The sequence below is a fragment of the Streptomyces sp. NPDC021019 genome, from assembly GCF_044333295.1.
In the GTDB taxonomy this organism is placed as follows: Bacteria; Actinomycetota; Actinomycetes; order Streptomycetales; family Streptomycetaceae; genus Streptomyces.
In genome coordinates, this window is sequence record NZ_JBIRQR010000001.1 from 1,204,581 (window position 1) to 1,230,957 (window position 26,377).

Genomic DNA, 26,377 nt, shown 5'->3' on the forward strand with positions numbered 1-26,377 from the left:
ACTATGACTCACACCGAAGGGACAACCATGGAAGCCAGGGCCCAGGCGCGGTACATCCGCGTCACGCCCATGAAGGCCCGCCGAGTGGTGGACCTCATCCGTGGCATGGATGCCACGGAGGCTCAGGCGGTCCTGCGTTTCGCCCCGCAGGCCGCGAGCGTGCCGGTTGGCAAGGTGCTGGACAGCGCCATCGCCAACGCTGCACACAACTACGACCACCCTGACGCCTCTTCGCTGGTCATCAGCGAGGCGTACGTGGACGAGGGCCCGACCCTGAAGCGGTTCCGTCCGCGTGCTCAGGGCCGTGCCTACCGGATCCGTAAGCGGACCAGCCACATCACCGTGGTCGTCAGCAGCAAGGAAGGAACCCGGTAATGGGCCAGAAGGTAAACCCGCACGGGTTCCGGCTCGGCATCACCACGGACTTCAAGTCCCGCTGGTACGCCGACAAGCTGTACAAGGACTACGTCAAGGAAGACGTCGCCATTCGTCGCATGATGACGAAGGGCATGGAGCGGGCCGGCATCTCGAAGGTCGAGATCGAGCGCACCCGCGACCGCGTCCGCGTTGACATCCACACCGCCCGTCCGGGCATCGTCATCGGTCGCCGCGGCGCCGAGGCCGATCGCATCCGCGGCGAGCTGGAGAAGCTGACCGGCAAGCAGGTCCAGCTGAACATCCTCGAGGTCAAGAACCCCGAGGTGGACGCTCAGCTGGTGGCCCAGGCCGTCGCCGAGCAGCTCTCCTCCCGCGTCTCCTTCCGTCGTGCCATGCGTAAGAGCATGCAGAGCTCGATGAAGGCCGGCGCCAAGGGCATCAAGATCCAGTGCGGCGGTCGCCTCGGCGGCGCCGAGATGTCCCGCTCGGAGTTCTACCGCGAGGGCCGTGTGCCCCTGCACACGCTTCGCGCGAACGTGGACTACGGCTTCTTCGAGGCCAAGACGACCTTCGGCCGCATCGGCGTGAAGGTCTGGATCTACAAGGGCGACGTCAAGAACATCGCCGAGGTTCGCGCCGAGAACGCCGCGGCCCGCGCCGGCAACCGTCCGGCTCGTGGCGGCACCGACCGCCCGGCCGGCCGTGGTGGCGGCCGTGGTGGCGAGCGTGGCGGTCGCGGCCGTAAGCCGCAGCAGTCGCCGGCAGCCGAGGCCCCCAAGGCCGACGCCCCCGCCGCCGCTGCTCCGGCTGCTGAGAGCACCGGAACGGAGGCCTGACCGAAATGCTGATCCCCCGTAGGGTCAAGCACCGCAAGCAGCACCACCCGAAGCGCAGCGGTATGTCCAAGGGTGGCACGCAGGTTGCGTTCGGCGAGTACGGCATCCAGGCGCTGACCCCGGCGTACGTGACGAACCGTCAGATCGAGTCCGCTCGTATCGCGATGACCCGTCACATCAAGCGTGGCGGCAAGGTCTGGATCAACATCTACCCGGACCGTCCCCTGACGAAGAAGCCTGCCGAGACCCGCATGGGTTCCGGTAAGGGTTCTCCCGAGTGGTGGATCGCGAACGTCAAGCCGGGTCGGGTGATGTTCGAGCTGTCCTACCCGAACGAGAAGATTGCTCGTGAGGCGCTCACCCGCGCTGCTCACAAGCTTCCGATGAAGTGCCGGATCGTTCGGCGCGAGGCAGGTGAGTCGTGATGTCGGCCGGTACCAAGGCGTCCGAGCTGCGCGAGCTGGGCGACGAGGAGCTCCTCAACAAGCTCCGCGAAGCCAAGGAAGAGCTGTTCAACCTCCGCTTCCAGGCGGCGACGGGCCAGCTCGAGAACCACGGCCGGCTCAAGTCCGTCCGTAAGGACATCGCCCGGATCTACACCCTGATGCGTGAGCGCGAGCTGGGCATCGAGACGGTGGAGAGCGCCTGATGAGCGAGAAGACTGTGACTGAGACCAACACCGACCGCGGTTTCCGCAAGACCCGTGAGGGTCTGGTCGTCAGCGACAAGATGGACAAGACCGTCGTCGTCGCTGTCGAGGACCGCGTCAAGCACGCGCTGTACGGCAAGGTCATCCGCCGTACGAACAAGCTCAAGGCCCACGACGAGCAGAACAGTGCCGGCGTCGGCGACCGCGTCATCATCATGGAGACGCGTCCGCTGTCCGCCTCGAAGCGCTGGCGCATCGTCGAGATCCTCGAGAAGGCCAAGTAATTCCTGAGGGATTCTCCCCTCAGGTCAGTTCCGCCAGGCTCGGTGGGGTGCCTCCCCGGTAACGGAGAGGCACCCGCCGGGAACCGGCAGACGATCAGGAGATAGACGTGATCCAGCAGGAGTCGCGACTGCGCGTCGCCGACAACACGGGTGCGAAGGAAATTCTCACCATTCGTGTTCTCGGTGGCTCGGGTCGCCGCTACGCGGGTATCGGTGACGTCATCGTCGCCACCGTCAAGGACGCGATCCCCGGTGGCAACGTGAAGAAGGGTGACGTCGTCAAGGCCGTCATCGTTCGCACCGTCAAGGAGCGTCGTCGTCAGGATGGCTCGTACATCCGCTTCGACGAGAACGCCGCCGTCATTCTGAAGAACGACGGCGACCCCCGCGGCACCCGCATCTTCGGCCCGGTGGGCCGGGAGCTGCGCGAGAAGAAGTTCATGAAGATCATCTCGCTCGCGCCGGAGGTGCTGTAAGCATGAAGATCAAGAAGGGCGACCTGGTTCAGGTCATCACCGGTAAGGACAAGGGCAAGCAGGGCAAGGTCATCGTGGCCTATCCCACGCAGGACCGCGTCCTCGTCGAGGGTGTCAACCGGGTCAAGAAGCACACCAAGGCCGGTCAGACGGCTCGCGGTTCGCAGACGGGTGGCATTGTCACCACCGAGGCCCCGATCCACATCAGCAACGTGCAGCTGGTCGTGGAGAAGGACGGCAACAAGGTTGTCACCCGCGTCGGCTACCGCTTTGACGACGAGGGCAACAAGATCCGCGTTGCCAAGCGGACCGGTGAGGACATCTGATGACTGCCACCACTGCGCCGCGTCTCAAGACGCGCTACCGCGAGGAAATCGCCGGCAAGCTGCGTGAGGAGTTCTCCTACGAGAACGTCATGCAGGTTCCCGGTCTGGTCAAGATCGTGGTCAACATGGGTGTGGGCGACGCCGCCCGCGACTCCAAGCTGATCGACGGTGCCGTCAAGGACCTCACCACGATCACCGGCCAGAAGCCGGCCGTCACGAAGGCCCGCAAGTCCATCGCGCAGTTCAAGCTGCGCGAGGGCCAGCCGATCGGCTGCCACGTCACCCTCCGTGGTGACCGGATGTGGGAGTTCCTGGACCGTACGCTGTCGCTCGCGCTTCCGCGTATCCGTGACTTCCGTGGCCTGTCGCCGAAGCAGTTCGACGGCCGTGGCAACTACACCTTCGGTCTCACGGAGCAGGTCATGTTCCACGAGATCGACCAGGACAAGATCGACCGGGTCCGGGGCATGGACATCACCGTGGTCACCACGGCGACCAACGACGACGAGGGTCGTGCCCTCCTTCGTCACCTCGGCTTCCCGTTCAAGGAGAACTGACCGTGGCGAAGAAGGCTCTGATCGCTAAGGCCGCCCGTAAGCCGAAGTTCGGCGTGCGCGGGTACACCCGCTGCCAGCGCTGCGGCCGGCCCCACTCCGTCTACCGCAAGTTCGGCCTGTGCCGCGTGTGCCTTCGTGAGATGGCTCACCGTGGCGAGCTGCCGGGCGTGACCAAGAGCTCCTGGTAACTCCCCTCTGCCCTCGGGCACAGGGAAGTTCCGGAGACTCTCGGTAAGCATCTGGGTCGGCAGGAGCCCGTCCTTTCATGCCGTAGGCTTGAAGGGTTGGGCGCCTGCCGCCCAAGACCGACTTACTACGCCGTAGGTCCCCGCACCGCACCCGTCCCGCCACTGAGTGGGGAGAGGGATGGCGCATACAGGAAACCCCGGCGAGAGAGGCCGAAGGCCAACTCATGACCATGACTGATCCCATCGCAGACATGCTCACGCGTCTGCGTAACGCGAACTCGGCATATCACGACGATGTCTCGATGCCGCACAGCAAGATCAAGTCGCACATCGCGGAGATCCTCCAGCAGGAGGGCTTCATCACCGGCTGGAAGGTCGAGGACGCCGAGGTCGGCAAGAACCTCGTCCTCGAGCTGAAGTTCGGCCCGAACCGCGAGCGCTCGATCGCCGGCATCAAGCGGATTTCGAAGCCGGGTCTGCGTGTATACGCAAAGTCCACCAACCTGCCGAAGGTTCTCGGCGGCCTGGGCGTGGCGATCATCTCCACGTCCCACGGCCTCCTGACCGGCCAGCAGGCAGGCAAGAAGGGCGTAGGTGGGGAAGTCCTCGCCTACGTCTGGTAGTCGGGAAAGGAAGGAAAGCTCATGTCGCGAATCGGCAAGCTCCCCATCCAGGTTCCCGCCGGTGTGGACGTCACCATCGATGGCCGTACGGTCGCCGTGAAGGGCCCCAAGGGTTCCCTCACGCACACCGTTGCCGCGCCGATCGAGGTCTCCAAGGGCGAGGACGGCGTGCTCAACGTCTCCCGCCCGAACGACGAGCGTCAGAACAAGGCCCTCCACGGCCTGTCCCGCACGCTGGTGGCGAACATGATCACCGGCGTGACCACGGGTTACACCAAGGCGCTCGAGATCAGCGGTGTCGGTTACCGCGTCCAGGCGAAGGGCTCCAACCTGGAGTTCGCCCTGGGCTACAGCCACCCGATCCTCATCGAGGCTCCGGATGGCATCACCTTCAAGGTCGAGTCGCCCACGAAGCTCAGCGTCGAGGGCATCGACAAGCAGAAGGTCGGCGAGGTAGCCGCCAACATCCGCAAGCTGCGGAAGCCCGACCCGTACAAGGCCAAGGGCGTCAAGTACGCGGGCGAGGTCATCCGCCGCAAGGTCGGAAAGGCTGGTAAGTAGCCATGGCATACGGTGTGAAGATCGCCAAGGGCGACGCGTACAAGCGTGCCGCTCTCAAGCGCCGCCACATCCGCGTCCGCAAGCACATCTCCGGTTCGCCGGAGCGTCCTCGCTTGGTCGTGACGCGTTCCAACCGCCACATCGTGGCCCAGGTCATCGACGACATCGCGGGCCACACGCTCGCGTCGGCGTCGACCCTGGACACCTCGATCCGTGGTGGCGAGGGTGACAAGAGCGCCCAGGCCCAGCAGGTCGGCGCCCTGGTCGCCGAGCGTGCCAAGGCCGCAGGCGTCGAGGCCGTCGTGTTCGACCGCGGTGGTAACCAGTACGCCGGGCGGATTGCCGCTCTGGCTGACGCCGCCCGTGAAGCCGGGCTGAAGTTCTAAGCCCCGGTTCCTACGCACAGCGTCCGTAACAGAGAGAGGTAATTCCAATGGCTGGACCCCAGCGCCGCGGAAGCGGTGCCGGTGGCGGCGAGCGGCGGGACCGGAAGGGCCGTGACGGTGGCGCCAGCGCCGCCGAGAAGACCGCGTACGTCGAGCGCGTCGTCGCGATCAACCGCGTCGCCAAGGTTGTGAAGGGTGGTCGTCGCTTCAGCTTCACCGCGCTGGTCGTGGTGGGCGATGGTGACGGCACCGTCGGTGTCGGATACGGCAAGGCCAAGGAAGTTCCCGCGGCCATCGCCAAGGGTGTCGAAGAGGCCAAGAAGAACTTCTTCAAGGTCCCGCGCATCCAGGGCACCATCCCTCACCCGATCACGGGCGAGAAGGCCGCGGGCGTCGTCCTGCTCAAGCCGGCGTCCCCCGGTACCGGCGTTATCGCCGGTGGCCCGGTGCGTGCCGTGCTCGAGTGCGCCGGCGTTCACGACATCCTGTCGAAGTCGCTTGGTTCGTCCAACGCGATCAACATCGTGCACGCGACCGTGGCGGCCCTCCAGGGCCTGCAGCGTCCCGAGGAGATCGCGGCCCGCCGCGGTCTGCCCCTCGAGGACGTCGCCCCCGCGGCTCTGCTTCGTGCACGTGCGGGAGCGGGTGCGTAATGGCTCGCCTCAAGATCACGCAGACGAAGTCGTACATCGGCAGCAAGCAGAACCACCGCGACACCCTGCGTTCGCTCGGGCTCAAGCGCCTGAACGACTCGGTTGTCAAGGAGGACCGCCCCGAGTTCCGCGGAATGGTTCACACCGTCCGCCACCTCGTGACGGTTGAGGAGGTTGACTGACATGGCGGAGAACAGCCCGCTGAAGGCCCACAACCTCCGGCCTGCCCCGGGCGCCAAGACCGCCAAGACCCGTGTGGGTCGTGGTGAGGCGTCCAAGGGTAAGACCGCAGGCCGTGGTACCAAGGGTACGAAGGCTCGTTACCAGGTTCCGGAGCGCTTCGAGGGTGGCCAGATGCCCCTCCACATGCGTCTCCCGAAGCTCAAGGGCTTCAAGAACCCGTTCCGCACGGAGTACCAGGTCGTGAACCTGGACAAGCTCGCGACGCTCTACCCCGAGGGTGGAGAGGTCACGGTGGCCGACCTGGTCGCCAAGGGCGCTGTGCGCAACAACCACCTCGTCAAGGTCCTCGGACAGGGCGAGATCTCCGTGGCACTGCAGGTTTCGGTTGACGCCGTCTCCGGCTCCGCCAAGGAGAAGATCACCGCCGCCGGCGGTACGGTCACCGAGCTCGTCTGAGCCGCGGGACAGAACTGAGCCTGGCCGGCTGCCTCTTCGGAGGTGGCCGGCCAGGCTTTTCTGTGTTTGTGCCGCTGTACGGGAACCGTAAAGGCTCGGGAAAGGTTGAACGGGTGTCCACCGCACCGGCGGTGGGGGAGCGGAGGGGCGTTCACGTCCCAAATGGTGCGGCTTGGCCGGTCTTTCGCGGCGCGGGCCGGGAAGCGGACCGTGCACCGGTGTGCGGCGCGTGTTTCCTGCTCAGTCCCGGGCCGGGTAGGGTGGCGCCGTTAATCTTTTGTGGCCTCCTTACGATGTAGGGCTGCCTTGTATCCGATCCCATCCAGTCCCATCCAGACCCGTCGCCTCTGACGCATAGCGCGGGGGTCGCAGGAGGCACCGTGTTCACCGCGTTCGCCCGAGCGTTCAAGACGCCCGACCTGCGCAAGAAGCTGCTCTTCACGCTCGGCATCATCGTGATCTATCGGCTCGGGGCGCATGTCCCGGCCCCTGGCGTCGACTACGCGAAGGTGCAGCAGTGCATCGACCAGGCCGACTCGGGTGGCCTCCTCGGTCTGATGCAGATGTTCAGCGGTGGCGCCCTGCTGCAGATCACCATCTTCGCGCTCGGCATCATGCCGTACATCACGGCGAGCATCATTCTCCAGCTGCTGACCGTCGTGATCCCGCGCCTGGAGGCCCTGAAGAAGGAGGGGCAGTCCGGTACCGCGAAGATCACGCAGTACACGCGTTATCTGACGGTCGCGCTGGCCATCCTCCAGGGCACCGGCCTGGTCGCCACTGCCCGTAGCGGGGCGCTGTTCCAGAACTGCTCCGTGGGCAGCCAGATCGTCCCGGACAAGTCGATCTTCACCACGATCATCATGGTCCTCACGATGACCGCCGGTACGGCCGCCGTCATGTGGCTCGGTGAGCTGATCACCGACCGCGGCATCGGCAACGGCATGTCGATCCTCATGTTCATCTCGATCGCGGCCACGTTCCCCGGCGCCCTGTGGGCCATCAAGGAGAGCGGCAAGCTGGCCGACGGCTGGATCGAGTTCGGCACCGTCATCCTCATCGGCTTCGTGATGGTCGGCCTCGTCGTCTTCGTCGAGCAGGCCCAGCGGCGCATCCCGGTGCAGTACGCGAAGCGCATGATCGGGCGCCGGTCCTACGGCGGTACGTCCACGTACATCCCGCTGAAGGTGAACCAGGCGGGTGTGATTCCGGTCATCTTCGCCTCGTCGCTGCTCTACATCCCGGCGCTGATCGTCCAGTTCTCCGGCTCGAACGCGGGCTGGGCAACGTGGATCCAGGACTACTTCGTGGACGGTACGCACCCGTACTACATCGCCACGTACTTTGTCCTCATCGTCTTCTTCGCCTTCTTCTATGTGGCCATTTCGTTCAACCCCGACGAAGTCGCGGACAACATGAAGAAGTATGGTGGCTTCATCCCGGGTATCCGGGCAGGTCGACCTACTGCCGAGTATCTGAGCTACGTGCTCAACAGGATCACTTGGCCGGGCTCGCTGTATCTGGGCCTGATCGCTCTGGTGCCGACGATGGCGTTGGCAGGCTTCGGCGGCGCTAACCAGAACTTCCCCTTCGGCGGGACGAGCATCCTCATCATCGTGGGTGTGGGTCTGGAGACCGTGAAGCAGATCGAGAGTCAGCTCCAGCAGCGCAATTACGAAGGGTTCCTCCGCTGATGCGAATCGTCCTCGTCGGGCCTCCGGGTGCCGGCAAGGGAACGCAGGCTGCGTACCTTGCTCAGAACCTCTCGATTCCGCACATCGCCACGGGCGACCTCTTCCGCGCCAACATCAGCCAGGGAACCGACCTTGGCAAGCAGGCCCGCGCCTACATGGACGCGGGACAGTTGGTGCCGGACGAGGTCACCATCGGGATGGCCAAGGACCGCATGGCCCAGTCGGACGCCGCCGGCGGCTTCCTGCTGGACGGCTTCCCGCGGAACGTCGGACAGGCCGAAGCCCTTGACGTGATGCTCAAGGACGAGGGCGTAAAGCTGGACGCGGTCCTCGACCTCGAGGTCCCCGAGGACGAGGTCGTGAAGCGGATCGCGGGTCGCCGCGTCTGCCGCAACAACAGCGCGCACGTCTTCCACCTGACGTACAACCCGCCGAAGACCGAGGGCGTCTGCGACGCCTGCGGCGGCGAGCTGTACCAGCGGGACGACGACAGCGAGGAGACGGTCCGTACCCGGCTGGAGGTCTACCACACGCAGACCGAGCCGATCATCGACTACTACCGGGCCCAGGGCCTCGTGGTGACCATCTCCGCGCTGGGCAAGGTCGCGGACGTGACCGCCCGCGCCATGGAGGCGCTGAAGGCCTCCGACGAGGGCTGAGCGTCCACCACCGCACCACCCCGTAGTGCAAGCCGGCCGCGGCGCCCCAGGGCGCCGCGGCCGACTGCTTGCGCCCGTATCGTTGAACACGCCGAGCCCAACCCGTCACCGTCGATGCAGAGAGGCGCCGAGCAATGGTGCAGATCAAGACCCCCGAGCAGATCGCGAAGATGCGCGAGGCGGGCCTGGTGGTCGCTGCCATTCACGCCGCCACCCGTGAGGCGGCCGTGCCCGGGGCCACCACGCACGACCTGGACCAGGTCGCCCGCAAGGTGATCGCCGACCACGGCGCCAAGTCGAACTTCCTCGGGTACGGCGGCTTCCCCGCGACCATCTGCACCTCGGTCAACGAGGTCGTCGTCCACGGCATCCCGGACGAGAAGACGGTCCTGAAGGACGGCGACATCATCTCGATCGACGCCGGCGCGATCATCGACGGCTGGCACGGCGACGCGGCCTACACCGCCTTCGTGGGCACCGGTCACGCTCCGGAGCTGATCGAGCTCTCCCGGGTGACCGAGGAGTCCATGTGGGCCGGGATCGCCGCGATGAAGGTGAACAACCGCCTCGTCGACATCTCCCGGGCGATCGAGTCCTACATCCGCCGCCAGCCCCGCCCGTCGACCGGCAAGTACGGGATCATCGAGGACTTCGGCGGCCACGGCATCGGCACCGAGATGCACATGGACCCGCACCTGCTGAACTACGTCTCCCGTAAGCGCGGCAAGGGCATCAAGCTGGTCCCGGGCGTCTGCCTGGCGATCGAGCCCATGGTCTCGCTCGGCACGGCGCGGACGGAGACCCTGAGCGACGACTGGACGGTCATCACGACGGACGGCACCTGGTCCTCGCACTGGGAGCACTCCATCGCGCTGACCGAGCAGGGCCCGCTGGTCCTGACCGCCCCGGACTGCGGCAGGGCGAAGCTCGCGGAGTACGGCGTGGAAGCGGCGCCCGACCCTCTGGGCTGACGGCGCCCGACCCCCCTCGGGTGATGTGTCCCTTCCGGGAGGTCTAAGGATCACCCCGGCTGGGCAAACTTGACGGATTCGTCTTTTGGAGTCCGCTGACGTAGACTGACTCGTCGGCTCTCGTGCATCAGTGTGCCCGCATATCAGCACACCGATGAGCAAGAGCCGATCAAGGTAGCCGATTCGAAAGGCGAAGCGTGGCCAAGAAGCAAGGTGCCATCGAGATTGAGGGCACCGTGATCGAGTCCCTCCCGAACGCAATGTTCAAGGTGGAGCTCCAGAACGGTCACAAGGTCCTGGCGCACATCAGCGGCAAGATGCGGATGCACTACATCCGCATCCTCCCGGATGACCGGGTCGTGGTGGAGCTCTCTCCGTACGACCTGACGCGTGGCCGGATCGTCTACCGCTACAAGTAGATCTTGCCCGCATCCCGTTTCGGCGGGTGATGGCACTGACCCGGAGAACCTGACATCCCATGAAGGTCAAGCCGAGCGTCAAGAAGATCTGCGACAAGTGCAAGGTGATCCGCCGTCACGGTCGGGTCATGGTCATCTGCGACAACCTGCGCCACAAGCAGCGCCAGGGCTGACGCACGACCGCCTGCATCTCGCAGTTCTTCGCGCGACGCACGTAATACGTACATACGCAGAGCCCGTCCAAGCCACGGCTGACGACACCTCCGGCGGGGGCCGGGGACCCGGACGTACCACTGCTCCTCGGGAGCGGTCGGCGGCCGGGAGTGGCACTGCGGAAGACCCCCGATCTAACAACTGGAGCCATTGAATGGCACGCGTTTCAGGTGTTGACATCCCGCGCGAAAAGCGCGTGGAGGTTGCCCTCACCTACGTCTTCGGTATCGGGCGCACCCGGTCCAAGGAGATCCTCGCCTCCACCGGCGTGAACCCGGACGCCCGCGTCCGCGACCTTGCTGAGGAAGACCTCGTCAAGATCCGCGAGTACGTGGACGCCAACCTCCGCACCGAGGGTGACCTCCGCCGTGAGGTCCAGGGCGACATTCGCCGCAAGATCGAGATCGGCTGCTACCAGGGCATTCGTCACCGCCGTGGTCTGCCGGTCCACGGTCAGCGCACCAGCACGAACGCGCGTACCCGCAAGGGCCCGCGTCGCGCCATCGCCGGTAAGAAGAAGCCGGGCAAGAAGTAGTCCTCAGCGGACGCACTGCGGACCTCCGGTTCTCCGGAACCCGCAGCAACCAGCGGTCTTCGCTGTAGGACCGATCACCTCCCCTCTCCATCTGGAGTCAAGACATGCCCCCCAAGGGTCGTCAGGGCGCAGCCAAGAAGGTGCGTCGCAAGGAAAAGAAGAACGTCGCTCACGGCCACGCGCACATCAAGAGCACGTTCAACAACACCATCGTCTCGATCACGGACCCCTCGGGCAACGTGATCTCCTGGGCCTCCGCCGGCCACGTCGGCTTCAAGGGCTCGCGCAAGTCCACCCCCTTCGCCGCGCAGATGGCCGCCGAGTCGGCCGCCCGCCGCGCGCAGGAGCACGGCATGCGCAAGGTCGACGTCTTCGTCAAGGGTCCCGGCTCCGGCCGTGAGACCGCGATCCGCTCCCTCCAGGCCACGGGCCTCGAGGTCGGTTCGATCCAGGACGTCACCCCGACGCCGCACAACGGCTGCCGTCCGCCGAAGCGTCGCCGCGTCTGATGCGTCGCGGCCGGTGACGGCCGTGCGTCAGTAGCGTCAGGTCCGGGCGGTACACCTCTTACGGGGCGTACCGCCCGTACCCTTGTCACATCTGTCGGGCATCAAATAGTGGGTGCCCACGACTGAAGGATCACCGCATGCTTATCGCTCAGCGTCCGTCGCTGACCGAAGAGGTCGTCGACGAGTTCCGCTCCCGGTTCGTGATCGAGCCGCTGGAGCCGGGCTTCGGCTACACCCTCGGCAACTCCCTCCGCCGCACCCTCCTCTCCTCGATCCCCGGTGCCGCTGTCACCAGCATCCGGATCGACGGGGTCCTGCACGAGTTCACCACCGTGCCGGGCGTCAAGGAGGACGTGACCGACCTCATCCTCAACATCAAGCAGCTGGTCGTCTCCTCGGAGCACGACGAGCCCGTCGTGATGTACCTGCGCAAGCAGGGCCCGGGTCTGGTCACCGCCGCCGACATCGCGCCCCCGGCCGGTGTCGAGGTGCACAACCCCGACCTCGTTCTCGCCACGCTCAACGGCAAGGGCAAGCTGGAGATGGAGCTGACCGTCGAGCGCGGTCGCGGCTACGTCTCCGCCGTCCAGAACAAGCAGGTCGGCCAGGAGATCGGCCGGATCCCGGTCGACTCCATCTACTCGCCGGTGCTCAAGGTCACGTACAAGGTCGAGGCGACCCGTGTCGAGCAGCGCACCGACTTCGACAAGCTGATCGTCGACGTCGAGACCAAGCAGGCCATGCGTCCCCGTGACGCCATGGCGTCGGCCGGTAAGACCCTGGTCGAGCTGTTCGGTCTGGCGCGCGAGCTCAACATCGACGCCGAGGGCATCGACATGGGCCCGTCCCCGACGGACGCCGCGCTCGCCGCCGATCTCGCCCTGCCGATCGAGGAGCTGGAGCTCACCGTTCGGTCGTACAACTGCCTCAAGCGTGAGGGCATCCACTCCGTGGGTGAGCTCGTGGCCCGTTCCGAGGCGGACCTGCTCGACATCCGCAACTTCGGCGCCAAGTCGATCGACGAGGTCAAGGCGAAGCTGGCCGGTATGGGCCTCGCGCTCAAGGACTCGCCTCCCGGCTTCGACCCGACCGCCGCCGCCGACGCCTTCGGCGCCGACGACGACGCGGACGCCGGTTTCGTGGAGACCGAGCAGTACTGATCGCCTTCCGGCGGGGGTGCCCGGTTTCGAGGGTGCCCCCCGGCCGGGGCTGAGGCTTTGTCCCCAATCGCCGGGCGGGCTTGATTTTGGCTGATGTCCGGAACGTCGGACGGGCCTGATCTTGGCCGATGTCCGGCGAACGTCGGGCGGGCTTGGGTGTGGCTGATGCCGGACTCCGAGCCCGAACGGCAGATATGACTTCCGGGAGGCGTCCGCCTCGCGGGAACTGACACCGGTACCTGATACGGCCGGTGCAGCACACAAGGAGAATCACCATGCCGCGTCCCGCAAAGGGTGCCCGTCTGGGCGGCAGCGCCGCGCACGAGCGTCTGCTTCTCGCCAACCTGGCGAAGTCGCTGTTCGAGCACGGCCGCATCACGACGACCGAGGCGAAGGCCCGTCGCCTGCGTCCGGTCGCCGAGCGCCTCGTCACCAAGGCGAAGAAGGGCGACATCCACAACCGTCGCCTGGTGCTCCAGACGATCACGGACAAGAGCATCGTCCACACGCTCTTCACCGAGATCGCTCCCCGGTACGAGAACCGCCCCGGTGGTTACACCCGTATCACCAAGATCGGCAACCGTCGTGGCGACAACGCCCCGATGGCGGTCATCGAGCTGGTCGAGGCGCTGACCGTGGCCCAGCAGGCCACCGGTGAGGCCGAGGCCGCGACAAAGCGTGCGGTCAAGGAAGACGCCCTCAAGAAGGACGAGGCCCCCGCGGCCGAGTCCGTCGAGGACGCCAAGCCGGCCGACGACGCGGAGTCCAAGGACGCCTGAGCGTTCTGAGACGGACCACGGGACGGGCCCGCATCACCCTTCGGGGCGGTGCGGGCCCGTTCTGCTGACCAGGGGAGTGGAGAGGATGACGCGGTGAGTGACGAGGCGGAGCCCGGTTTCGTACGGGTGCGGCTGGACCTGGCCTACGACGGCAAGGACTTCTCCGGCTGGGCGAAGCAGACCAGCCGGCGCACGGTGCAGGGTGAGATCGAGGACGCGCTGCGGACCGTGACCCGCTCCGCCGTGACGTACGACCTGACGGTGGCGGGCCGGACGGACGCCGGGGTGCACGCGCGCGGCCAAGTGGCCCACGTGGACCTGCCGGAGGCGGTCTGGGCCGAGCACGCGGAGAAGCTGCTGCGGCGGCTGGCGGGCCGGCTGCCGCTGGACGTACGGATCTGGCGCGCGGCCCCCGCCCCCGCCGGGTTCAACGCCCGGTTCTCCGCCCTGTGGCGGCGGTACGCGTACCGGGTGGGGGACCGTCCCGGCGGCGTCGACCCGCTGACCCGGGGTCATGTGCTGTGGCATGACCGGCCGTTGGACGTAGACGCGATGAACGAGGCGGCCGCGCCGATGGTGGGGGAGCACGACTTCGCCGCGTACTGCAAGAAGCGCGAGGGCGCGACGACCATCCGTACGCTCCAGAAGCTGAGTTGGGTACGGGACCCGGCGTCCGGGGTGCTGACCGCGACCGTGCAGGCGGACGCGTTCTGCCACAACATGGTGCGGGCGCTGATCGGGGCGGCGCTGTTCGTCGGCGACGGGCGGCGGCCGGCCGGCTGGCCCGCCGAGGTGCTCGCCGCGAAGGTGCGCGACCCGGGGGTGCACGTGGTGCGCCCGCACGGGTTGACGCTGGAGGAAGTGGCCTACCCGGCCGATGAGTTGCTGGCGGCCCGCGCCGTGGAGGCGCGGAACGTCAGGACGTTGCCGGGGGCGGGGTGCTGCTGAGGGCGTACGCGCTCAGCAACTGCGGCTGCGGTGGGTCTCGTTCCGGAAGTGGCGTACGAGAGCGATGACGCCCCACACGATCAGGACGTTGACCAGCGCCCCGGCCCCCTGGAACAAGGGCGTGAGGAAGCTGAACCCGGCCTCCTCCGTGCCGGAGCCGTCACCGAGCAGCAGCACCAGCGGATAGACCACGACGACCAGCAGCAGGATGGCGCCCGGGAAGGACATCAGGGCCGTCGTCGCGTCGAGGGCCGACGGACGACCGGCGATCTCGTTGGCCAGGGCGACGGCCAGGACCAGGCCGATGTAGCCGACGGCGAAGCGGCGGGCCTTCCTCCGGGGCCCGGGTGTGCTCCAGGCGTCGGCTTCGGTCGGGGCTGCCGGCCTGCTCATGGGAGTCGTCCTTCGCACGTGTCTCGGCGTGCGGAGGGCCCGCGCCCTCCGGCGGGGCGCGGGCCCTCGCGTGTCCATTATTGAACACGTTCAGCTTTCTGTGGGGCGTGCCGCCCTGGAACGTGGAGTTCTGGCCGTCCGCCCCGCGTGCGTGATCCTGCTCGGGCGGCACGTTCCGTGGGGAAGGGCTGACTCCCCTGTCGTACGAGACCGCTCGGCTACGAACCGGCCTGTGCCGCCTGGGAGGCCTGGAGCCGGCCCCTGCTGTGGATCTGGCGGAAGGTGAAGTTCGTCAGGTCCTTGTTGACCGCGTAGACGTCCTTGTCGGCGGTGGTGACACGCTTGCCGTTCAGGAAGCCGCCGACGGTGAAGTAGGCGTAGCGGCCGTAGGAGTTGGCGGTGCGCAGGCAGACCGTGCCGCCCCGGCAGAAGGTGTCGACGCCGCCGCCGTTGAGGGAGGCGAGGCCGCCCGAGCTCTGGTCGACGGCCTTCTTGGCGCGGGCCTCCGTCGCGAAGACGGCGATGCCGACGGTGACCGCCACACCGTCCTTGCGGTAGGTGGCCCGGATGAGCTGACCACAGCCGTTGTTCGCGAGGACCGAACCGAGGGCGCCCTGGGTGCCCGACGTGCACTGTGCGGAGTTGCTCGTCGCGCCCTTGAGGTGGACACGGTCGCCCATGGTGAGCTTCTTGCCGGGGAAGAACCCCTCCACGGTGATCGGCGCCTTGTCCTTGTCGGCGCTGGAGATGTAGTCCTTGGGGTCCGGCGGGGGCGGCGGTGCGACCGAGGAGAACGAGGGCGCGGGCGCCGAGGTGTCCTCGGGGAGTTCGGCGGGTGCGGGCAACTGGCTCGCGTTCTTGTCCGCCTTGCCCGTGCCGCCGCCGTTCGACGTGACCACGGCGGTGGTCACGATCGCGCCTGTCGCCACGGTGGCCAGTGCGCCACCGCCGATCATCATCAGCCTCTTCCGGCGGGCGCGCGCCGCGGATTCCTCCGCCAGCGCCGCCCAGTCCGGAGTCCCGTCGCCCCCGGGCCCCCAGGAGGCCCCCCCTTGCCCAAAGCTCATGCGCGCAGTTTAGACCGACCGGCAATTGGGGGGCGGGAGAAGGAGCGGGGCTGGGTGCGGGCAGGTGGGTGGAGGATCGAGGCAGATGGGGTCTCCCCTGCGCGAGCGGAGCCGGGGACGTGGGGAAGGAGCCATGACCAAGGTCGCTATGGCAGCAGCCGCGCTGTCCCCGCGGTGACCATTCCCCGCATCCCTCCTTGCCCCCACGGACGATCCCGCCTGTGACCGCAGGCCCTACGGGCCCGCGATCACCTGGCCCGAGCTACTTCGTGGTCCGATTCATCAAACAGACCCACCAGGACGGAACGCCCTGTGAAGGGGGGTGGCGTAAACCGGTTGGGCCAGGAGTTCGCGGACCGTGACAATGCTCTGTATGGGACATCTCGAAGCAGGCCACCTGGAGTACTACCTACCGGACGGGCGGGTGCTGCTCGGCGACGCCTCGTTCCGGGTGGCCGACGGAGCCGTCGTCGCGCTCGTCGGGGCGAACGGGGCGGGCAAGACGACCTTGCTGCGGCTGCTCGCCGGTGAGCTCCAGCCGCACGGCGGCACCGTGTCGGTGAGCGGTGGGCTGGGCGTGATGCCGCAGTTCGTGGGCTCGGTGCGGGACGAGCGGACGGTGCGGGACCTGTTGGTCTCCGTGGCCCAGCCTCGGATCAGGGAGGCAGCCAAGGCCGTCGACGCGGCCGAGGAACGCATTCTCACCGTCGACGACGAGGCCGCGCAGATGGCGTACGCGCAGGCGCTGAGCGACTGGGCGGAGGCGCGGGGTTACGAGGCCGAGACGGTCTGGGACATGTGCACCATGGCCGCGCTGGGCGTCCCGTACGAGAAGGCGCAGTGGCGCGAGGTCCGCACGCTCAGCGGTGGTGAGCAGAAGCGGCTGGTGCTGGAGGCGCTGCTGCGCGGGCCCGACGAGGTCCTGCTGCTCGACGAGCCGGACAACTATCTGGACGTGCCGGGCAAGCGGTGGCTGGAGGGGAAGCTGAAGGAGACCCGTAAGACGGTTCTCTTCGTCTCCCACGACCGGGAACTGCTGTCCCGTGCCGCCGAGAAGATCGTCAGCGTCGAGCCGAGTCCTGCGGGCAGCGACGTATGGGTGCACGGAGGCGGCTTCGCCACGTACCACGACGCGCGCAAGGAGCGCTTCGCCCGGTTCGAGGAGCTGCTGCGGCGCTGGCAGGAGGAGCACGCCCGGCTGAAGGCGCTCGTCCTGCGGATGCGGCAGCAGGCGGCGAACAGCCCCGACATGGCGAACCGCTACCACGCGATGCAGACGCGCTTCAAGAAGTTCGAGGAGGCCGGTCCACCGCCGGAGCCGCCGCGCGAGCAGGACATCAGGATGCGGCTGCGCGGCGGGCGGACCGGGGTGCGGGCGGTGACCTGCGAGGGCCTGGAGCTGACCGGACTGATGAAGCCGTTCGACCTGGAGATCTATTACGGGGAGCGGGTCGCGGTCCTCGGCTCCAACGGGTCGGGCAAGTCGCACTTCCTTCGGCTGCTGGCGGGTGAGCCGGTGGCGCACACGGGGCAGTGGAAGCTCGGGGCGCGGGTCGTGCCCGGGCACTTCGCCCAGACGCACGCGCATCCGGAGCTGCTCGGCAAGACGCTGGTGGAGATCCTCTGGTCCGAGCACGCCAAGGACCGGGGCGGGGCGATGTCGGTGCTGCGGCGCTATGAGCTGGAGCGGCAGGGGGACCAGCCGTTCGAGAAGCTGTCCGGCGGGCAGCAGGCGCGGTTCCAGATCCTGCTCCTGGAGCTGGCCGGCACGACGGCGTTGCTGCTGGACGAGCCCACGGACAACCTGGACCTGGAGTCGGCGGAGGCGTTGCAGGACGGGTTGGAGGTGTACGACGGCACGGTGATGGCCGTCACGCACGACCGGTGGTTCGCGAAGTCCTTCGACCGGTTCCTGGTCTTCGGGTCGGACGGGGTCGTGCGGGAGACGGCGGAGCCGGTGTGGGACGAGCGGAGGGTTCAGCGAGTGCGGTGACCTTGGGCGGTCGGCGGCGGGGTGGGGTGAGCCGGGGGTGTCGCGGGGTGCGGGGTGCGGGGTGCGGTGCGTGGGCCGTGCGGCGCCGTTGCGGGGGCGCTGCCCCCGGGCCCCCGCGCCTCGAACGTCGGCGGGGCTGGGAAGGGGCGCCTCGAACGTCGGCGGGGCTGGGAAGGGGCGCCTCGAACGTCGGCGGGGCTGGGAAGGGGCGCCTCGAACGTCGGCGGGGCTGGGGTGGTGCGGCGGGGCTGGGAAGTCGCTTCGCGCGGCGGTGAGTGCGTGAAGGCGGGAGGGGGCGTTTTGACCCGTGCGGGGGGTCCCCGGTAGGCTCTCGGTTTGTTATACGTATTGGCTTCGTCGTTCTCACGCGAAGGGCCTTACGTAGGTTCCCTGGAGCAGTTACCAGTGGCTCGCATACGGGCAGCGTCCCCGGCGATTGTGAGCCCCAGCTGCATGATCGCTTCAGAGGTGCCGTGTGTCTGGATCCCATCCACTGAAGAAGCGAAGGCTGCGAAGTGCGTACGTACAGCCCCAAGCCCGGCGATGTCACGCGCCAGTGGCACATCATTGACGCTCAGGACATCGTCCTGGGCCGTCTGGCCACCACGGCTGCGAACCTCCTCCGAGGCAAGCACAAGGCGATCTACGCCCCCCACATGGACATGGGCGACTTCGTCATCATCATCAACGCCGACAAGGTTCACCTGTCCGGCAACAAGAAGACCCAGAAGATGGCGTACCGCCACTCCGGCTTCCCGGGCGGTCTCCGTTCGGTGCGCTACGACGAGCTTCTCGCGAAGAACCCCGAGAAGGCCGTCGAGAAGGCCATCAAGGGCATGATCCCCAAGAACACCCTGGGCCGCCAGATGCTCTCGAAGCTCAAGGTCTACGCGGGCGACCAGCACCCGCACGCTGCTCAGCAGCCGGTCCCGTTCGAGATCACCCAGGTCGCGCAGTAGTACCGGCCACCCCCTAAGACATACAGAAAGATCTGAGGAGAATCGTGGCCGAGACCACTGTTGAGACGACCGCCGACGACACGGCGGGCACCGAGGGCGAGGAGACCTTCGCCGAGGTGACCACCTTCGAGTCGGAGGTCCCCGTCGAGGGTGAGTACACCTCCGAGTCGCTCGCGGGCCGCTTCGGCGACCCGCAGCCCGCGGCCGGCCTTGGCCGTCGCAAGAACGCCATCGCCCGCGTCCGGATCATCCCGGGCACCGGCAAGTGGAAGATCAACGGTCGCACCCTTGAGGACTACTTCCCCAACAAGGTGCACCAGCAGGAAGTCAACGAGCCCTTCAAGGTTCTCGAGCTCGACGGTCGCTACGACGTCGTGGCCCGCATCTCGGGTGGCGGTGTCTCCGGTCAGGCCGGCGCCCTGCGCCTCGGTGTGGCCCGCTCGCTGAACGAGGCGGACGTGGACAACAACCGCGCCATCCTGAAGAAGAACGGCTTCCTCTCCCGCGACGACCGTGCGGTCGAGCGCAAGAAGGCCGGTCTCAAGAAGGCCCGTAAGGCCCCGCAGTACAGCAAGCGCTAAATATCGCCTGCTCGACTGTCACGTTCGCCCCGGCGGCACACTCTGTGCTGCTGGGGCGTTCGTTTATCGACGCTCGCGGGCGTATAACGGCATAAGACGTTCATCGGACCGGGCGGGAGTGCGGCCCGGTGAGCGCCGCGTCGCGCATCCGGCAGGTCGGTCGCGCCATGCCGCCCGGCGTGCTTTTTTCGCGCTTCTTCTTGCTTTCGTTGTTTGGTTGCTCAGTTCGTTTCGTTTGCTGTGCAGTGGTTGTTTGTGGTTTCGGAGCACTTCGGAGGACACCAGTGGGACGACTCTTCGGTACGGACGGAGTACGCGGTGTCGCCAACGCCGATCTGACGGCCGAGCTCGCGCTCGGCCTCTCGGTCGCGGCGGCGCACGTACTCGCCGAGGCCGGCACCTTCGCGGGCCATCGCCCGACCGCCGTGGTCGGACGTGATCCGCGAGCCTCCGGAGAGTTCCTGGAGGCCGCCGTCGTGGCGGGCCTGGCCAGCGCCGGTGTCGACGTGCTGCGCGTCGGTGTCCTTCCGACGCCCGCCGTGGCGTATCTGACCGGCTCGCTCGGCGCGGACATCGGCGTGATGCTCTCCGCCAGTCACAACGCGATGCCCGACAACGGCGTCAAGTTCTTCGCGCGCGGTGGCCACAAGCTCGCCGACGAGCTGGAGGACCGGATCGAGACGGTCTACGAGCAGCACCGCACCGGTGAGCCGTGGAGCCGCCCGACCGGTGCCGGCGTCGGCCGGGTCACCGACTACACGGAGGGCTTCGACCGGTACGTCGCCCACCTCATCGGTGTCCTGCCCAACCGGCTCGACGGTCTCAAGGTCGTCCTGGACGAGGCGCACGGCGCCGCCGCCCGGGTCTCGCCCGAGGCGTTCGCGCGGGCCGGGGCCGAGGTCGTCACCATCGGGGCGGACCCGGACGGCCTGAACATCAACGACGGCTGCGGCTCCACCCATCTGGAGCTGCTGCGCGCCGCCGTCGTCGAGCACGGGGCCGACCTCGGCATCGCGCACGACGGCGACGCCGACCGCTGCCTCGCCGTGGACGCGGCGGGCGAGGAGGTCGACGGCGACCAGATCCTCGCCGTGCTGGCCCTCGCGATGCGGGACGCCGGTCAGCTGCGCAAGGACACCGTCGTCGGCACCGTGATGTCGAACCTCGGCTTCAAGCTGGCCATGGAGCGCGAGGGCATCCGGCTCGTCCAGACGGCGGTCGGTGACCGGTACGTCCTGGAGTCGATGAAGGCCGAGGGGTTCGCGCTCGGCGGTGAGCAGTCCGGGCACGTCATCGTCCTGGACCACGCCACGACCGGCGACGGCACGCTGACCGGCCTGATGCTGGCGGCCCGCGTCGCCGCCACGGGCCGGGGCCTCGCGGAGCTGGCCGGGGTCATGCAGCGCCTGCCGCAGGTCCTGATCAACGTCCCCGACGTCGACAAGACCCGGGTCAACACCTCGTCCGAGCTGGCCACCGCGGTCGTCGAGGCGGAGCGCGAGCTGGGCGAGACCGGACGCGTACTGCTGCGCCAGTCGGGCACGGAGCCGCTGGTGCGGGTCATGGTCGAGGCCGCCGACATCGAGCAGGCCCGGGCCGTCGCGGGCCGGCTGGCCGATGTGGTGAAGTCCGCGCTGGGCTGAGCCGCCGCTCCACGACCCGGCGCGCGGGCCGTCCGCGTAATCCGCGTAATCCGCGACATGCGTGTCGTCCGCGTCATGCGTGTCATCCGCGTACGGAGGCCTCCGGCGAGCGCGCCGGGGGCCTCCGTACGCGCCGGGCCTTCCGCGCCGCTCCGTAGCTCGACTGCCGGTCGGCCGGGACCCGCTTGCGGAGCGGCCGGCCACCGGTGTCGTCCCGTGGTCTCCCCCGGAGTCCGCCGCACGGGCGAGCGTCGGTCAACCCGGCGCCCGATGCCGAGCACCCACTCCGCGCGCGAGGATCGACGACGTCGGATCTCGTCAGGGAGGGCGCACATGACCACGCGGGCCAGGGTCGCAGCAGCAGCAACGGCAGCCGAGGTACCAGCCGGCGGGCCTGACCGTCGCGTACTGCCGACGCCGCCGGGCGAACGACGCACCGCCGGCCGCTTGACCCGAAGCCGGACAGCCGGTCCGGAGCGGTCAGAGCTTGCGCAGGGACAGCCTCTGGACCTTGTGGTCCGGCCCCTTGCGGAGCACCAGGGTGGCACGGCCGCGCGTCGGAGCCACGTTCTCCAGCAGATTCGGCTTGTTGATGGTCCGCCACATGGTGCGCGCGTAGTCCAGCGCCTCCTCCTCGGAGACCTGGGTGTACTTGCGGAAGTACGAGGACGGGTCCTGGAACGCGGTGGCGCGCAGCTTGCGGAAACGGTTCAGGTACCAGGTCTCGATGTCCTCGGCGCGTGCGTCCACGTAGACGCTGAAGTCGAAGTAGTCGGCGAGCCCGACCCGGGTGCGGCCGTCGCTGCCGGGCAGCGCGGGCTGGAGGACGTTGAGGCCCTCGACGATGAGGATGTCGGGGCGGCGCACGGTGAGCCGTTCGCCGGGGACGATGTCGTAGATCAGGTGCGAGTAGACGGGCGCGGTCACCTCGTCCTTGCCCGCCTTGATGTCGGCGACGAAGCGGGTCAGGGCGCGCCGGTCGTAGGACTCCGGGAATCCTTTGCGGGAGGTCAGCCCGCGCGCCTTGAGCTCCTTCATCGGCAGCAGGAACCCGTCCGTGGTCACCAGCTCGACGCGCGGGTGCTCGGGCCAGCGGGCCAGCAGCGCCTGGAGGATACGGGCGCTGGTGGACTTCCCGACGGCGACGCTGCCCGCGACCCCTATGACGAACGGGGTGCCGCGCTGCGCCCCGTGCCCGTTCCCGGCGTCCCCGAGGAAAGTGTTCAGCGCGCCGCGCAGCCCGGAGGTGGCCTGGACGTACAGGTTGAGCAGCCGGGAGAGCGGCAGATACACGTCCCGCACCTCGTCCAGGTCGATGACGTCCCCGAGCCCCCGCAGCCGCTCCACCTCGTCGGCCGTCAGTGGCAGCGGCGTCTTGTCCCGCAGCGCGCTCCACTCGTCGCGCGAGAGGTCGACGTAGGGGGTCGGCGCGTGCTCGGTGCGACGGTGGGGGCTCCGTGCGGGTGAGGTGATCACCTGTTCATTGTTGCGGGAGTTCGAACGGAGTGGGGGGTGGGGTCGGTCACGTGGGTGGCGACAGTGGGGCGGCGGCCGCTTCCCGCCGGGCGTGGTGGATGCCGGGGACCTCGGTGTCCGTGGGGCGGGCGCTCCAGGCCGCCAGGGCGACCGGGTCCATGGTCTGTCCGAGTTCGGCCGTGAGGGCCGTGTGCATCGCCCGGATGAGTTCGGGCGGTGGGAGAGGGCGCGGGCCGCGGCGACGTCGGGGGGCGTCTCGCGGCCCGCCCGGCGCAGGGCCAGACCGAGGCCGACCCACGCCTCGGGGTCCTGCGGGTCATCGGCGATCCGGTCCGTGCAGAGACGGCGTGCCAGGGGTCAGTCAGGGCTTCTGGCCCCGGGCGTCGACCACCGCCGCGGCGGTGCGTGCGCGATCGAGGGTGATATCGCCCGCCGTCATACGGGTGACGAAGCCGAGCTCGTTCAGGTCGTGGTCCTCGGTCACCACGTGACGGGTGCCGGCGTAGGAGTAGTCGGACGGGGACAGCAGGAGCTCCTGGCGTTCGTGGCTGCCCGGTTCCTCATAGGTGACGGCTATGGCCTTGCGGTCCGCGGCGTCCCGTACGAGGTGATCGGTGACGCCCACCCCCGGTACCGTGCCGAGGGCCCGGTAGATGCGGGCGCGGGCGGCGGGGGACAGCGGGTAGGACTCGATGAGGGTGCTCAGTCCGCGAAAGGTGCGGGCGGTGCCGCTCTCCTCACGACCCCGCTCGGTGTCGAAGGCCGGGTAGAGGGCGCGGACCTCTGCCAGCAGGGCCGCGGGGTCGTCCGGAAGGCTCTCGGCCGCTCGGTAGGTCTCGCGGGACGACCAGGAGTCGTCCGCCGGGTCCTTCTCCATCTCCGGGTCCGCGTACGGGGTCCAGGACGTATCGGGGCCGTTGTCGGGCTCGGCGATGTTCTCCGTCGACGCCAGTTCCGGCCTCCCGGTCACGTTCACGGTGTAGATCCACTGGCCGGTCCGTGGCTCCGGCGGGGCCTTCTTCTCCTCCAGGAAGTCGGCTGCCCGGTTCAGTGTCACCGTGGGGCCGGACAGGTCCAGATTGTGGGCCACCGTGTCCGGGTTCGACGAGGTGTCGACGACCTGGGTGATGATCAGGGCCGCCGCGGTGATCGCGGCCGCCGCGCCGAGCGAGGCGACCCGCCAGTCGGCCCACAGCCTGCGGGCCCGGCGGTTCCGGCCGGCGATGGCGTCGGTGAGGCGTTGGCGGCCGGGGGCGAGGGCGGCGCGGTCGGGGACGGGGGCGTCGGCGCGCAGTTCCCGCAGCTGGGTCATTTCGTCCATGACGGATTCAGCTCCTGCTCTGCGAGGGCGACGGGCCGGGCGGGGGTGGGGATGACGTGTCGAGTGCCGAGGTGAACGCGGGATCGGTGTTCAGGGACTCGCGGACCTTGCGGCGGGCCCGGTTCAGGCGGGATCTGACCGTGCCCAGCGGTATCCGCAGTGCGTCGGCCACCTCCTGGTAGCCGAGGTCCGCCCAGGCGACGAGCAGCAGGACGTGCCGGTCGCCGGGGGAGAGCGAGGCCAGCGCCCCCGCCAGCGGGGCCTGGACGGTGAGCCGGTCGTCCGAGCGGTCGCTCCAGGACGCGGCCACCGGGTCGTGGCCGGTCCGGGCCAGCGCCTTCAGCGCGCGGACTTCGGTACGGCGGTGCTTGCCGATCAGGTTGGCGGCGATGCCGTACAGCCAGGGCCGGGCCAGCCGGTGGGCGGTGTCGTAGCGGCCCCGCGTGCGGAACGCGATGAGGAACGTCTCCGCCGTGATGTCGTCCGCCGCGCCCTCCCCGAGGCGGCGGGCGGCGTAGCGGTGGATGTCGGGGGCGTGCCGGTCGTACAGCCCGGCGAACAGCTCGGGTTCGTCGAGGGACTGCGTGATGACGTCCGCGTCGTCTCCCGCCCGGCCCTCGTCCTCGCCCGCGCCTTCGTCCTCGCCCGCGCCTTCGGGCTCGGCGCCGCCCTCGTGCTCGGTGTCGGGGCGGACCGGAGGTGGTCCAGTCACTGCGCCTCCAGGGGTGCGTCGGTCGGTGTGGCTGTCACCCCTGTTGCCCGCAGCGGCCGGAAAGGTTCACGGGCCGGAAGGGCGGTGCGGAAGCGCGGTGCGGAAGGGCGGTGCGGAAGGGCGGTGCGTCGGGTCGGGGCGGACCGCCGACCGGGCCGCCCACCGCTCCGTCCGGCCGGTCAGCCGCGACCCGGTCGCAGGGAGCGCAGCATCCCCAGCGCCCGGCCCTTCAGCCCGCCGCGTCGCGGAGCGGCGGGCTGCGGGATCTCGTCCGGGTCGCGCTCCGGCATGGGGACGACGGCCCCGGCCGGGATCCCCGCGTCGATGACCGCGATCCGGTCCGGGGTGAGCTTGGCGTACAACGTCGGCTCCACCTCCACGACGAACGCGTCGAAGCCGATGAGGTGCCTGGCCCCGTCCGGGAAGAGGCGCATCGCGGCGCACCCGTCGTACCGCACGGTGATCTGCCCGTCGGGCGTGACCAGGGTGACGGCCTCCGGCCCGACGGCCAGGCTCACGGCGTCATGGGACCGGGACCGGTGCACGGTGCCCGCCGGGGCGGGGGCCGGGGCCGGGGCCGACCACTGGGGGGCCTTCGTGAAGCCCGCCCAGTCCACGCCCCGCCCCGGCACCTGGATCAGGGCGGAGGCGTGCAGTTCGCGGGCCACGTCGCGCAGGTCCGCCACGGTGACGGCGGCCAGTTCGGCGCGGTGTTCGTCGGGGGTGAGGTTGGCGTGACCCGTCAGCACGTTCAGCGCGTGCGAGGGCAGTGCGGCCGCGCCGAGGTCCGGGGTCTCGTACTGCTTGAGCCGTTTGGCTCGGGCCGAGTCGAGCTCGGCCTGCCCGATGGTTCCGGCACACAGCCGTGCCAGTACGTCGACGAAGCCGCCCACCACCGCGTCCTGCTTCTGCGGGAGCGCGTCCGCGAAGGCGGTGACGGTGGCGTGGTCGTTGTCGCGCGGGTGGTAGCCGCAGTCGGCGGTGTAGGAGTAGCCGCCCTTCTGCCGCAGGTCCGTGAAGAGCGCCCGGCCCAGTACGTCCGCGAAGAGGGACGCCGCCGAGCTGCGCCGCACGATGCCGTCGAGGACCACTCCGCCACTGCTGCCCGTGATGTAGGCGGGGGTGACGGGCAGTGCCGAGGACGGTGCGGGCAGCGGCTGCCTCCGGCCTGCCGGCAGTGTCAGGTCCAGCCCCTCGGGCACGGCGTCGCTGGTGATCCACAGGACCGCGTTGTCCCGGGTGAACCAGGTCCTGACCCAGTCGCGCACCGCGTCGGCCGTCAGATGCAGCGTGCCGTACTCCGGGTAGCTGACCAGTCCGTAGCCCTGGGCTCCGTAACGCCACAGCGGCAGCTGGTGGTTGGGGCCGCTGCTGCGGCCCGCCTGCTCGGTCCGCAGGATCTCCCGTTCGACGGCGAGGCGTTCGACCGGCAGGTCCCGCAGGGAGGCGCAGACACCGTTGAGGTAGGTGACGACCTCCTCGGTGGTGCCGGAGACCACGAAGTGGGTGTGGGTGGCGGCGGTGGAGCCGTTGTAGTGGAGGTCCGAGACGCCGTGCCGGTGCAGCGCCAGGTGCTCCACGAGGTGGGTGAGACCGGCCGTGGCCAGCGTCTCGTCCGCGGCCCCGACCCGGAAGTACAGCCCGGCGGTGACCGGGCCGCCGGACGTGGGAGCCAGCAGGGTCGGTACGTGGTCGACCTCGGTGGCGGTGATGAGCCCGGGTTCCGCGGGAGCGGGGACGCTCGCGGGATGCGCGGTGGCGGTGGGCCCGTCGGTCTGCTGTGTCATCG

General features: G+C 68.7%; 36 protein-coding genes. 29 read left to right on the top strand and 7 right to left on the bottom strand.

Annotated elements, in window-relative coordinates:
• The first annotated feature begins 27 nt into the window (after window positions 1-27).
• From rplV to truA, 25 genes are all read left to right on the top strand, one after another.
• Complete coding sequence (gene rplV / locus ACH4RG_RS05625; protein WP_026290933.1) at window positions 28-375, top strand: 50S ribosomal protein L22; 348 nt, start codon at window positions 28-30, stop codon at window positions 373-375.
• Window positions 375-1,214, top strand: a complete 840-nt coding sequence (gene rpsC / locus ACH4RG_RS05630) for a 30S ribosomal protein S3 (protein WP_018510593.1) — start codon at window positions 375-377, stop codon at window positions 1,212-1,214. The genes rplV and rpsC overlap by 1 nt, the downstream gene beginning before the upstream one ends.
• Window positions 1,215-1,219: 5 nt before the next feature.
• Window positions 1,220-1,639 (top strand): 50S ribosomal protein L16, encoded by a 420-nt coding sequence (gene rplP / locus ACH4RG_RS05635; RefSeq protein ID WP_003966953.1) that lies wholly within the window; start codon window positions 1,220-1,222, stop codon window positions 1,637-1,639.
• A complete protein-coding gene (gene rpmC, locus ACH4RG_RS05640) occupies window positions 1,639-1,863 on the top strand; it encodes a 50S ribosomal protein L29 (RefSeq protein ID WP_003966952.1) in 225 nt (74 codons plus the stop codon). Before rplP ends, rpmC begins: the two co-directional genes overlap by 1 nt.
• Entirely contained in the window at window positions 1,863-2,147 is a 285-nt protein-coding gene (gene rpsQ, locus ACH4RG_RS05645; RefSeq protein ID WP_018960204.1) for a 30S ribosomal protein S17, read from the top strand. The genes rpmC and rpsQ overlap by 1 nt, the downstream gene beginning before the upstream one ends.
• Window positions 2,148-2,254: 107 nt before the next feature.
• Complete coding sequence (gene rplN / locus ACH4RG_RS05650) at window positions 2,255-2,623, top strand: 50S ribosomal protein L14 (RefSeq protein WP_003966950.1); 369 nt, start codon at window positions 2,255-2,257, stop codon at window positions 2,621-2,623.
• A gap of 2 nt (window positions 2,624-2,625) precedes the next feature.
• Window positions 2,626-2,949 (top strand): 50S ribosomal protein L24, encoded by a 324-nt coding sequence (gene rplX, locus ACH4RG_RS05655; RefSeq protein ID WP_018960205.1) that lies wholly within the window; start codon window positions 2,626-2,628, stop codon window positions 2,947-2,949.
• Window positions 2,949-3,506 (top strand): 50S ribosomal protein L5, encoded by a 558-nt coding sequence (gene rplE / locus ACH4RG_RS05660; RefSeq protein WP_003966948.1) that lies wholly within the window; start codon window positions 2,949-2,951, stop codon window positions 3,504-3,506. The genes rplX and rplE overlap by 1 nt, the downstream gene beginning before the upstream one ends.
• Window positions 3,507-3,508: 2 nt before the next feature.
• Entirely contained in the window at window positions 3,509-3,694 is a 186-nt protein-coding gene (locus ACH4RG_RS05665) for a type Z 30S ribosomal protein S14 (RefSeq protein WP_003948630.1), read from the top strand.
• 224 nt (window positions 3,695-3,918) lie between these two features.
• The gene (gene rpsH, locus ACH4RG_RS05670) at window positions 3,919-4,317 is read left to right on the top strand and encodes a 30S ribosomal protein S8 (RefSeq protein ID WP_007446728.1); all 399 of its coding nucleotides are present in this window, start codon (window positions 3,919-3,921) and stop codon (window positions 4,315-4,317) included.
• A 21-nt stretch (window positions 4,318-4,338) separates the two neighbouring features.
• Window positions 4,339-4,878 (top strand): 50S ribosomal protein L6, encoded by a 540-nt coding sequence (rplF, locus tag ACH4RG_RS05675; protein WP_397919902.1) that lies wholly within the window; start codon window positions 4,339-4,341, stop codon window positions 4,876-4,878.
• A 2-nt stretch (window positions 4,879-4,880) separates the two neighbouring features.
• Window positions 4,881-5,264 (top strand): 50S ribosomal protein L18, encoded by a 384-nt coding sequence (gene rplR / locus ACH4RG_RS05680; protein ID WP_015610732.1) that lies wholly within the window; start codon window positions 4,881-4,883, stop codon window positions 5,262-5,264.
• 47 nt (window positions 5,265-5,311) lie between these two features.
• Window positions 5,312-5,917, top strand: coding sequence for a 30S ribosomal protein S5 (rpsE, locus tag ACH4RG_RS05685; protein ID WP_003966944.1), 606 nt, complete (start codon window positions 5,312-5,314; stop codon window positions 5,915-5,917).
• Window positions 5,917-6,099, top strand: a complete 183-nt coding sequence (rpmD, locus tag ACH4RG_RS05690) for a 50S ribosomal protein L30 (protein ID WP_003966943.1) — start codon at window positions 5,917-5,919, stop codon at window positions 6,097-6,099. The genes rpsE and rpmD overlap by 1 nt, the downstream gene beginning before the upstream one ends.
• Window position 6,100: 1 nt before the next feature.
• A complete protein-coding gene (gene rplO, locus ACH4RG_RS05695; protein WP_003966942.1) occupies window positions 6,101-6,556 on the top strand; it encodes a 50S ribosomal protein L15 in 456 nt (151 codons plus the stop codon).
• A gap of 380 nt (window positions 6,557-6,936) precedes the next feature.
• Complete coding sequence (secY, locus tag ACH4RG_RS05700) at window positions 6,937-8,250, top strand: preprotein translocase subunit SecY (RefSeq protein ID WP_397919904.1); 1,314 nt, start codon at window positions 6,937-6,939, stop codon at window positions 8,248-8,250.
• Window positions 8,250-8,909: an adenylate kinase gene (locus tag ACH4RG_RS05705; protein WP_359652225.1), complete on the top strand. Its 660-nt coding sequence runs from the start codon at window positions 8,250-8,252 to the stop codon at window positions 8,907-8,909. Before secY ends, ACH4RG_RS05705 begins: the two co-directional genes overlap by 1 nt.
• Before the next feature lie 134 nt (window positions 8,910-9,043).
• Entirely contained in the window at window positions 9,044-9,880 is an 837-nt protein-coding gene (gene map, locus ACH4RG_RS05710; protein WP_397919906.1) for a type I methionyl aminopeptidase, read from the top strand.
• A 197-nt stretch (window positions 9,881-10,077) separates the two neighbouring features.
• On the top strand, window positions 10,078-10,299 hold the full coding sequence (infA, locus tag ACH4RG_RS05715) for a translation initiation factor IF-1 (protein WP_003956442.1): 222 nt from the start codon (window positions 10,078-10,080) through the stop codon (window positions 10,297-10,299).
• Window positions 10,300-10,358: 59 nt separating this feature from the next.
• The gene (gene rpmJ, locus ACH4RG_RS05720; RefSeq protein ID WP_003956441.1) at window positions 10,359-10,472 is read left to right on the top strand and encodes a 50S ribosomal protein L36; all 114 of its coding nucleotides are present in this window, start codon (window positions 10,359-10,361) and stop codon (window positions 10,470-10,472) included.
• 194 nt (window positions 10,473-10,666) lie between these two features.
• Window positions 10,667-11,047 (top strand): 30S ribosomal protein S13, encoded by a 381-nt coding sequence (rpsM, locus tag ACH4RG_RS05725; protein ID WP_007446719.1) that lies wholly within the window; start codon window positions 10,667-10,669, stop codon window positions 11,045-11,047.
• A gap of 104 nt (window positions 11,048-11,151) precedes the next feature.
• Window positions 11,152-11,556 (top strand): 30S ribosomal protein S11, encoded by a 405-nt coding sequence (gene rpsK, locus ACH4RG_RS05730; RefSeq protein WP_003956432.1) that lies wholly within the window; start codon window positions 11,152-11,154, stop codon window positions 11,554-11,556.
• Between the two features lie 137 nt (window positions 11,557-11,693).
• Window positions 11,694-12,716 (top strand): DNA-directed RNA polymerase subunit alpha, encoded by a 1,023-nt coding sequence (locus ACH4RG_RS05735; RefSeq protein WP_003966937.1) that lies wholly within the window; start codon window positions 11,694-11,696, stop codon window positions 12,714-12,716.
• A 275-nt stretch (window positions 12,717-12,991) separates the two neighbouring features.
• Complete coding sequence (gene rplQ, locus ACH4RG_RS05740) at window positions 12,992-13,495, top strand: 50S ribosomal protein L17 (RefSeq protein ID WP_018960210.1); 504 nt, start codon at window positions 12,992-12,994, stop codon at window positions 13,493-13,495.
• Window positions 13,496-13,588: 93 nt separating this feature from the next.
• Window positions 13,589-14,443 (top strand): tRNA pseudouridine(38-40) synthase TruA, encoded by an 855-nt coding sequence (gene truA, locus ACH4RG_RS05745; protein WP_397919908.1) that lies wholly within the window; start codon window positions 13,589-13,591, stop codon window positions 14,441-14,443.
• Window positions 14,444-14,455: 12 nt separating this feature from the next.
• Here the strand turns inward: truA and ACH4RG_RS05750 are convergent, their stop codons facing one another.
• Window positions 14,456-14,836 (bottom strand): hypothetical protein, encoded by a 381-nt coding sequence (locus tag ACH4RG_RS05750; protein WP_397919910.1) that lies wholly within the window; start codon window positions 14,834-14,836, stop codon window positions 14,456-14,458.
• A 218-nt stretch (window positions 14,837-15,054) separates the two neighbouring features.
• Window positions 15,055-15,903, bottom strand: coding sequence for a hypothetical protein (locus tag ACH4RG_RS05755; protein WP_397919912.1), 849 nt, complete (start codon window positions 15,901-15,903; stop codon window positions 15,055-15,057).
• Between the two features lie 373 nt (window positions 15,904-16,276).
• On the opposite strand from ACH4RG_RS05755, the gene ACH4RG_RS05760 reads away from it, so the two are divergent.
• From ACH4RG_RS05760 to glmM, 4 genes are all read left to right on the top strand, one after another.
• Window positions 16,277-17,896 (top strand): ABC-F family ATP-binding cassette domain-containing protein, encoded by a 1,620-nt coding sequence (locus tag ACH4RG_RS05760; RefSeq protein ID WP_397919914.1) that lies wholly within the window; start codon window positions 16,277-16,279, stop codon window positions 17,894-17,896.
• A gap of 515 nt (window positions 17,897-18,411) precedes the next feature.
• Window positions 18,412-18,855, top strand: coding sequence for a 50S ribosomal protein L13 (gene rplM, locus ACH4RG_RS05765; RefSeq protein ID WP_003966932.1), 444 nt, complete (start codon window positions 18,412-18,414; stop codon window positions 18,853-18,855).
• 44 nt (window positions 18,856-18,899) lie between these two features.
• The gene (gene rpsI / locus ACH4RG_RS05770; protein ID WP_397919916.1) at window positions 18,900-19,436 is read left to right on the top strand and encodes a 30S ribosomal protein S9; all 537 of its coding nucleotides are present in this window, start codon (window positions 18,900-18,902) and stop codon (window positions 19,434-19,436) included.
• A 284-nt stretch (window positions 19,437-19,720) separates the two neighbouring features.
• Entirely contained in the window at window positions 19,721-21,079 is a 1,359-nt protein-coding gene (gene glmM / locus ACH4RG_RS05775) for a phosphoglucosamine mutase (protein WP_365551135.1), read from the top strand.
• A gap of 480 nt (window positions 21,080-21,559) precedes the next feature.
• On the opposite strand, the gene coaA is transcribed toward glmM, so the two are convergent.
• The 5 genes from coaA to ACH4RG_RS05800 all read right to left on the bottom strand — a co-directional run bounded on the left by coaA (window position 21,560) and on the right by ACH4RG_RS05800 (window position 26,375).
• Window positions 21,560-22,555: a type I pantothenate kinase gene (gene coaA, locus ACH4RG_RS05780; protein WP_329158575.1), complete on the bottom strand. Its 996-nt coding sequence runs from the start codon at window positions 22,553-22,555 to the stop codon at window positions 21,560-21,562.
• Window positions 22,556-22,601: 46 nt separating this feature from the next.
• A complete protein-coding gene (locus ACH4RG_RS05785) occupies window positions 22,602-22,751 on the bottom strand; it encodes a hypothetical protein (RefSeq protein ID WP_397919918.1) in 150 nt (49 codons plus the stop codon).
• 165 nt (window positions 22,752-22,916) lie between these two features.
• Window positions 22,917-23,876 carry a CU044_5270 family protein gene (locus ACH4RG_RS05790; RefSeq protein WP_398539158.1) on the bottom strand — a complete coding sequence of 320 codons (960 nt, stop codon included), beginning with the start codon at window positions 23,874-23,876 and terminating at the stop codon, window positions 22,917-22,919.
• A gap of 7 nt (window positions 23,877-23,883) precedes the next feature.
• Window positions 23,884-24,588 carry an RNA polymerase sigma factor gene (locus tag ACH4RG_RS05795; RefSeq protein ID WP_397919922.1) on the bottom strand — a complete coding sequence of 235 codons (705 nt, stop codon included), beginning with the start codon at window positions 24,586-24,588 and terminating at the stop codon, window positions 23,884-23,886.
• Between the two features lie 179 nt (window positions 24,589-24,767).
• Window positions 24,768-26,375: a M16 family metallopeptidase gene (locus ACH4RG_RS05800; RefSeq protein ID WP_397919924.1), complete on the bottom strand. Its 1,608-nt coding sequence runs from the start codon at window positions 26,373-26,375 to the stop codon at window positions 24,768-24,770.
• Between the last annotated feature and the right edge of the window lie 2 nt (window positions 26,376-26,377).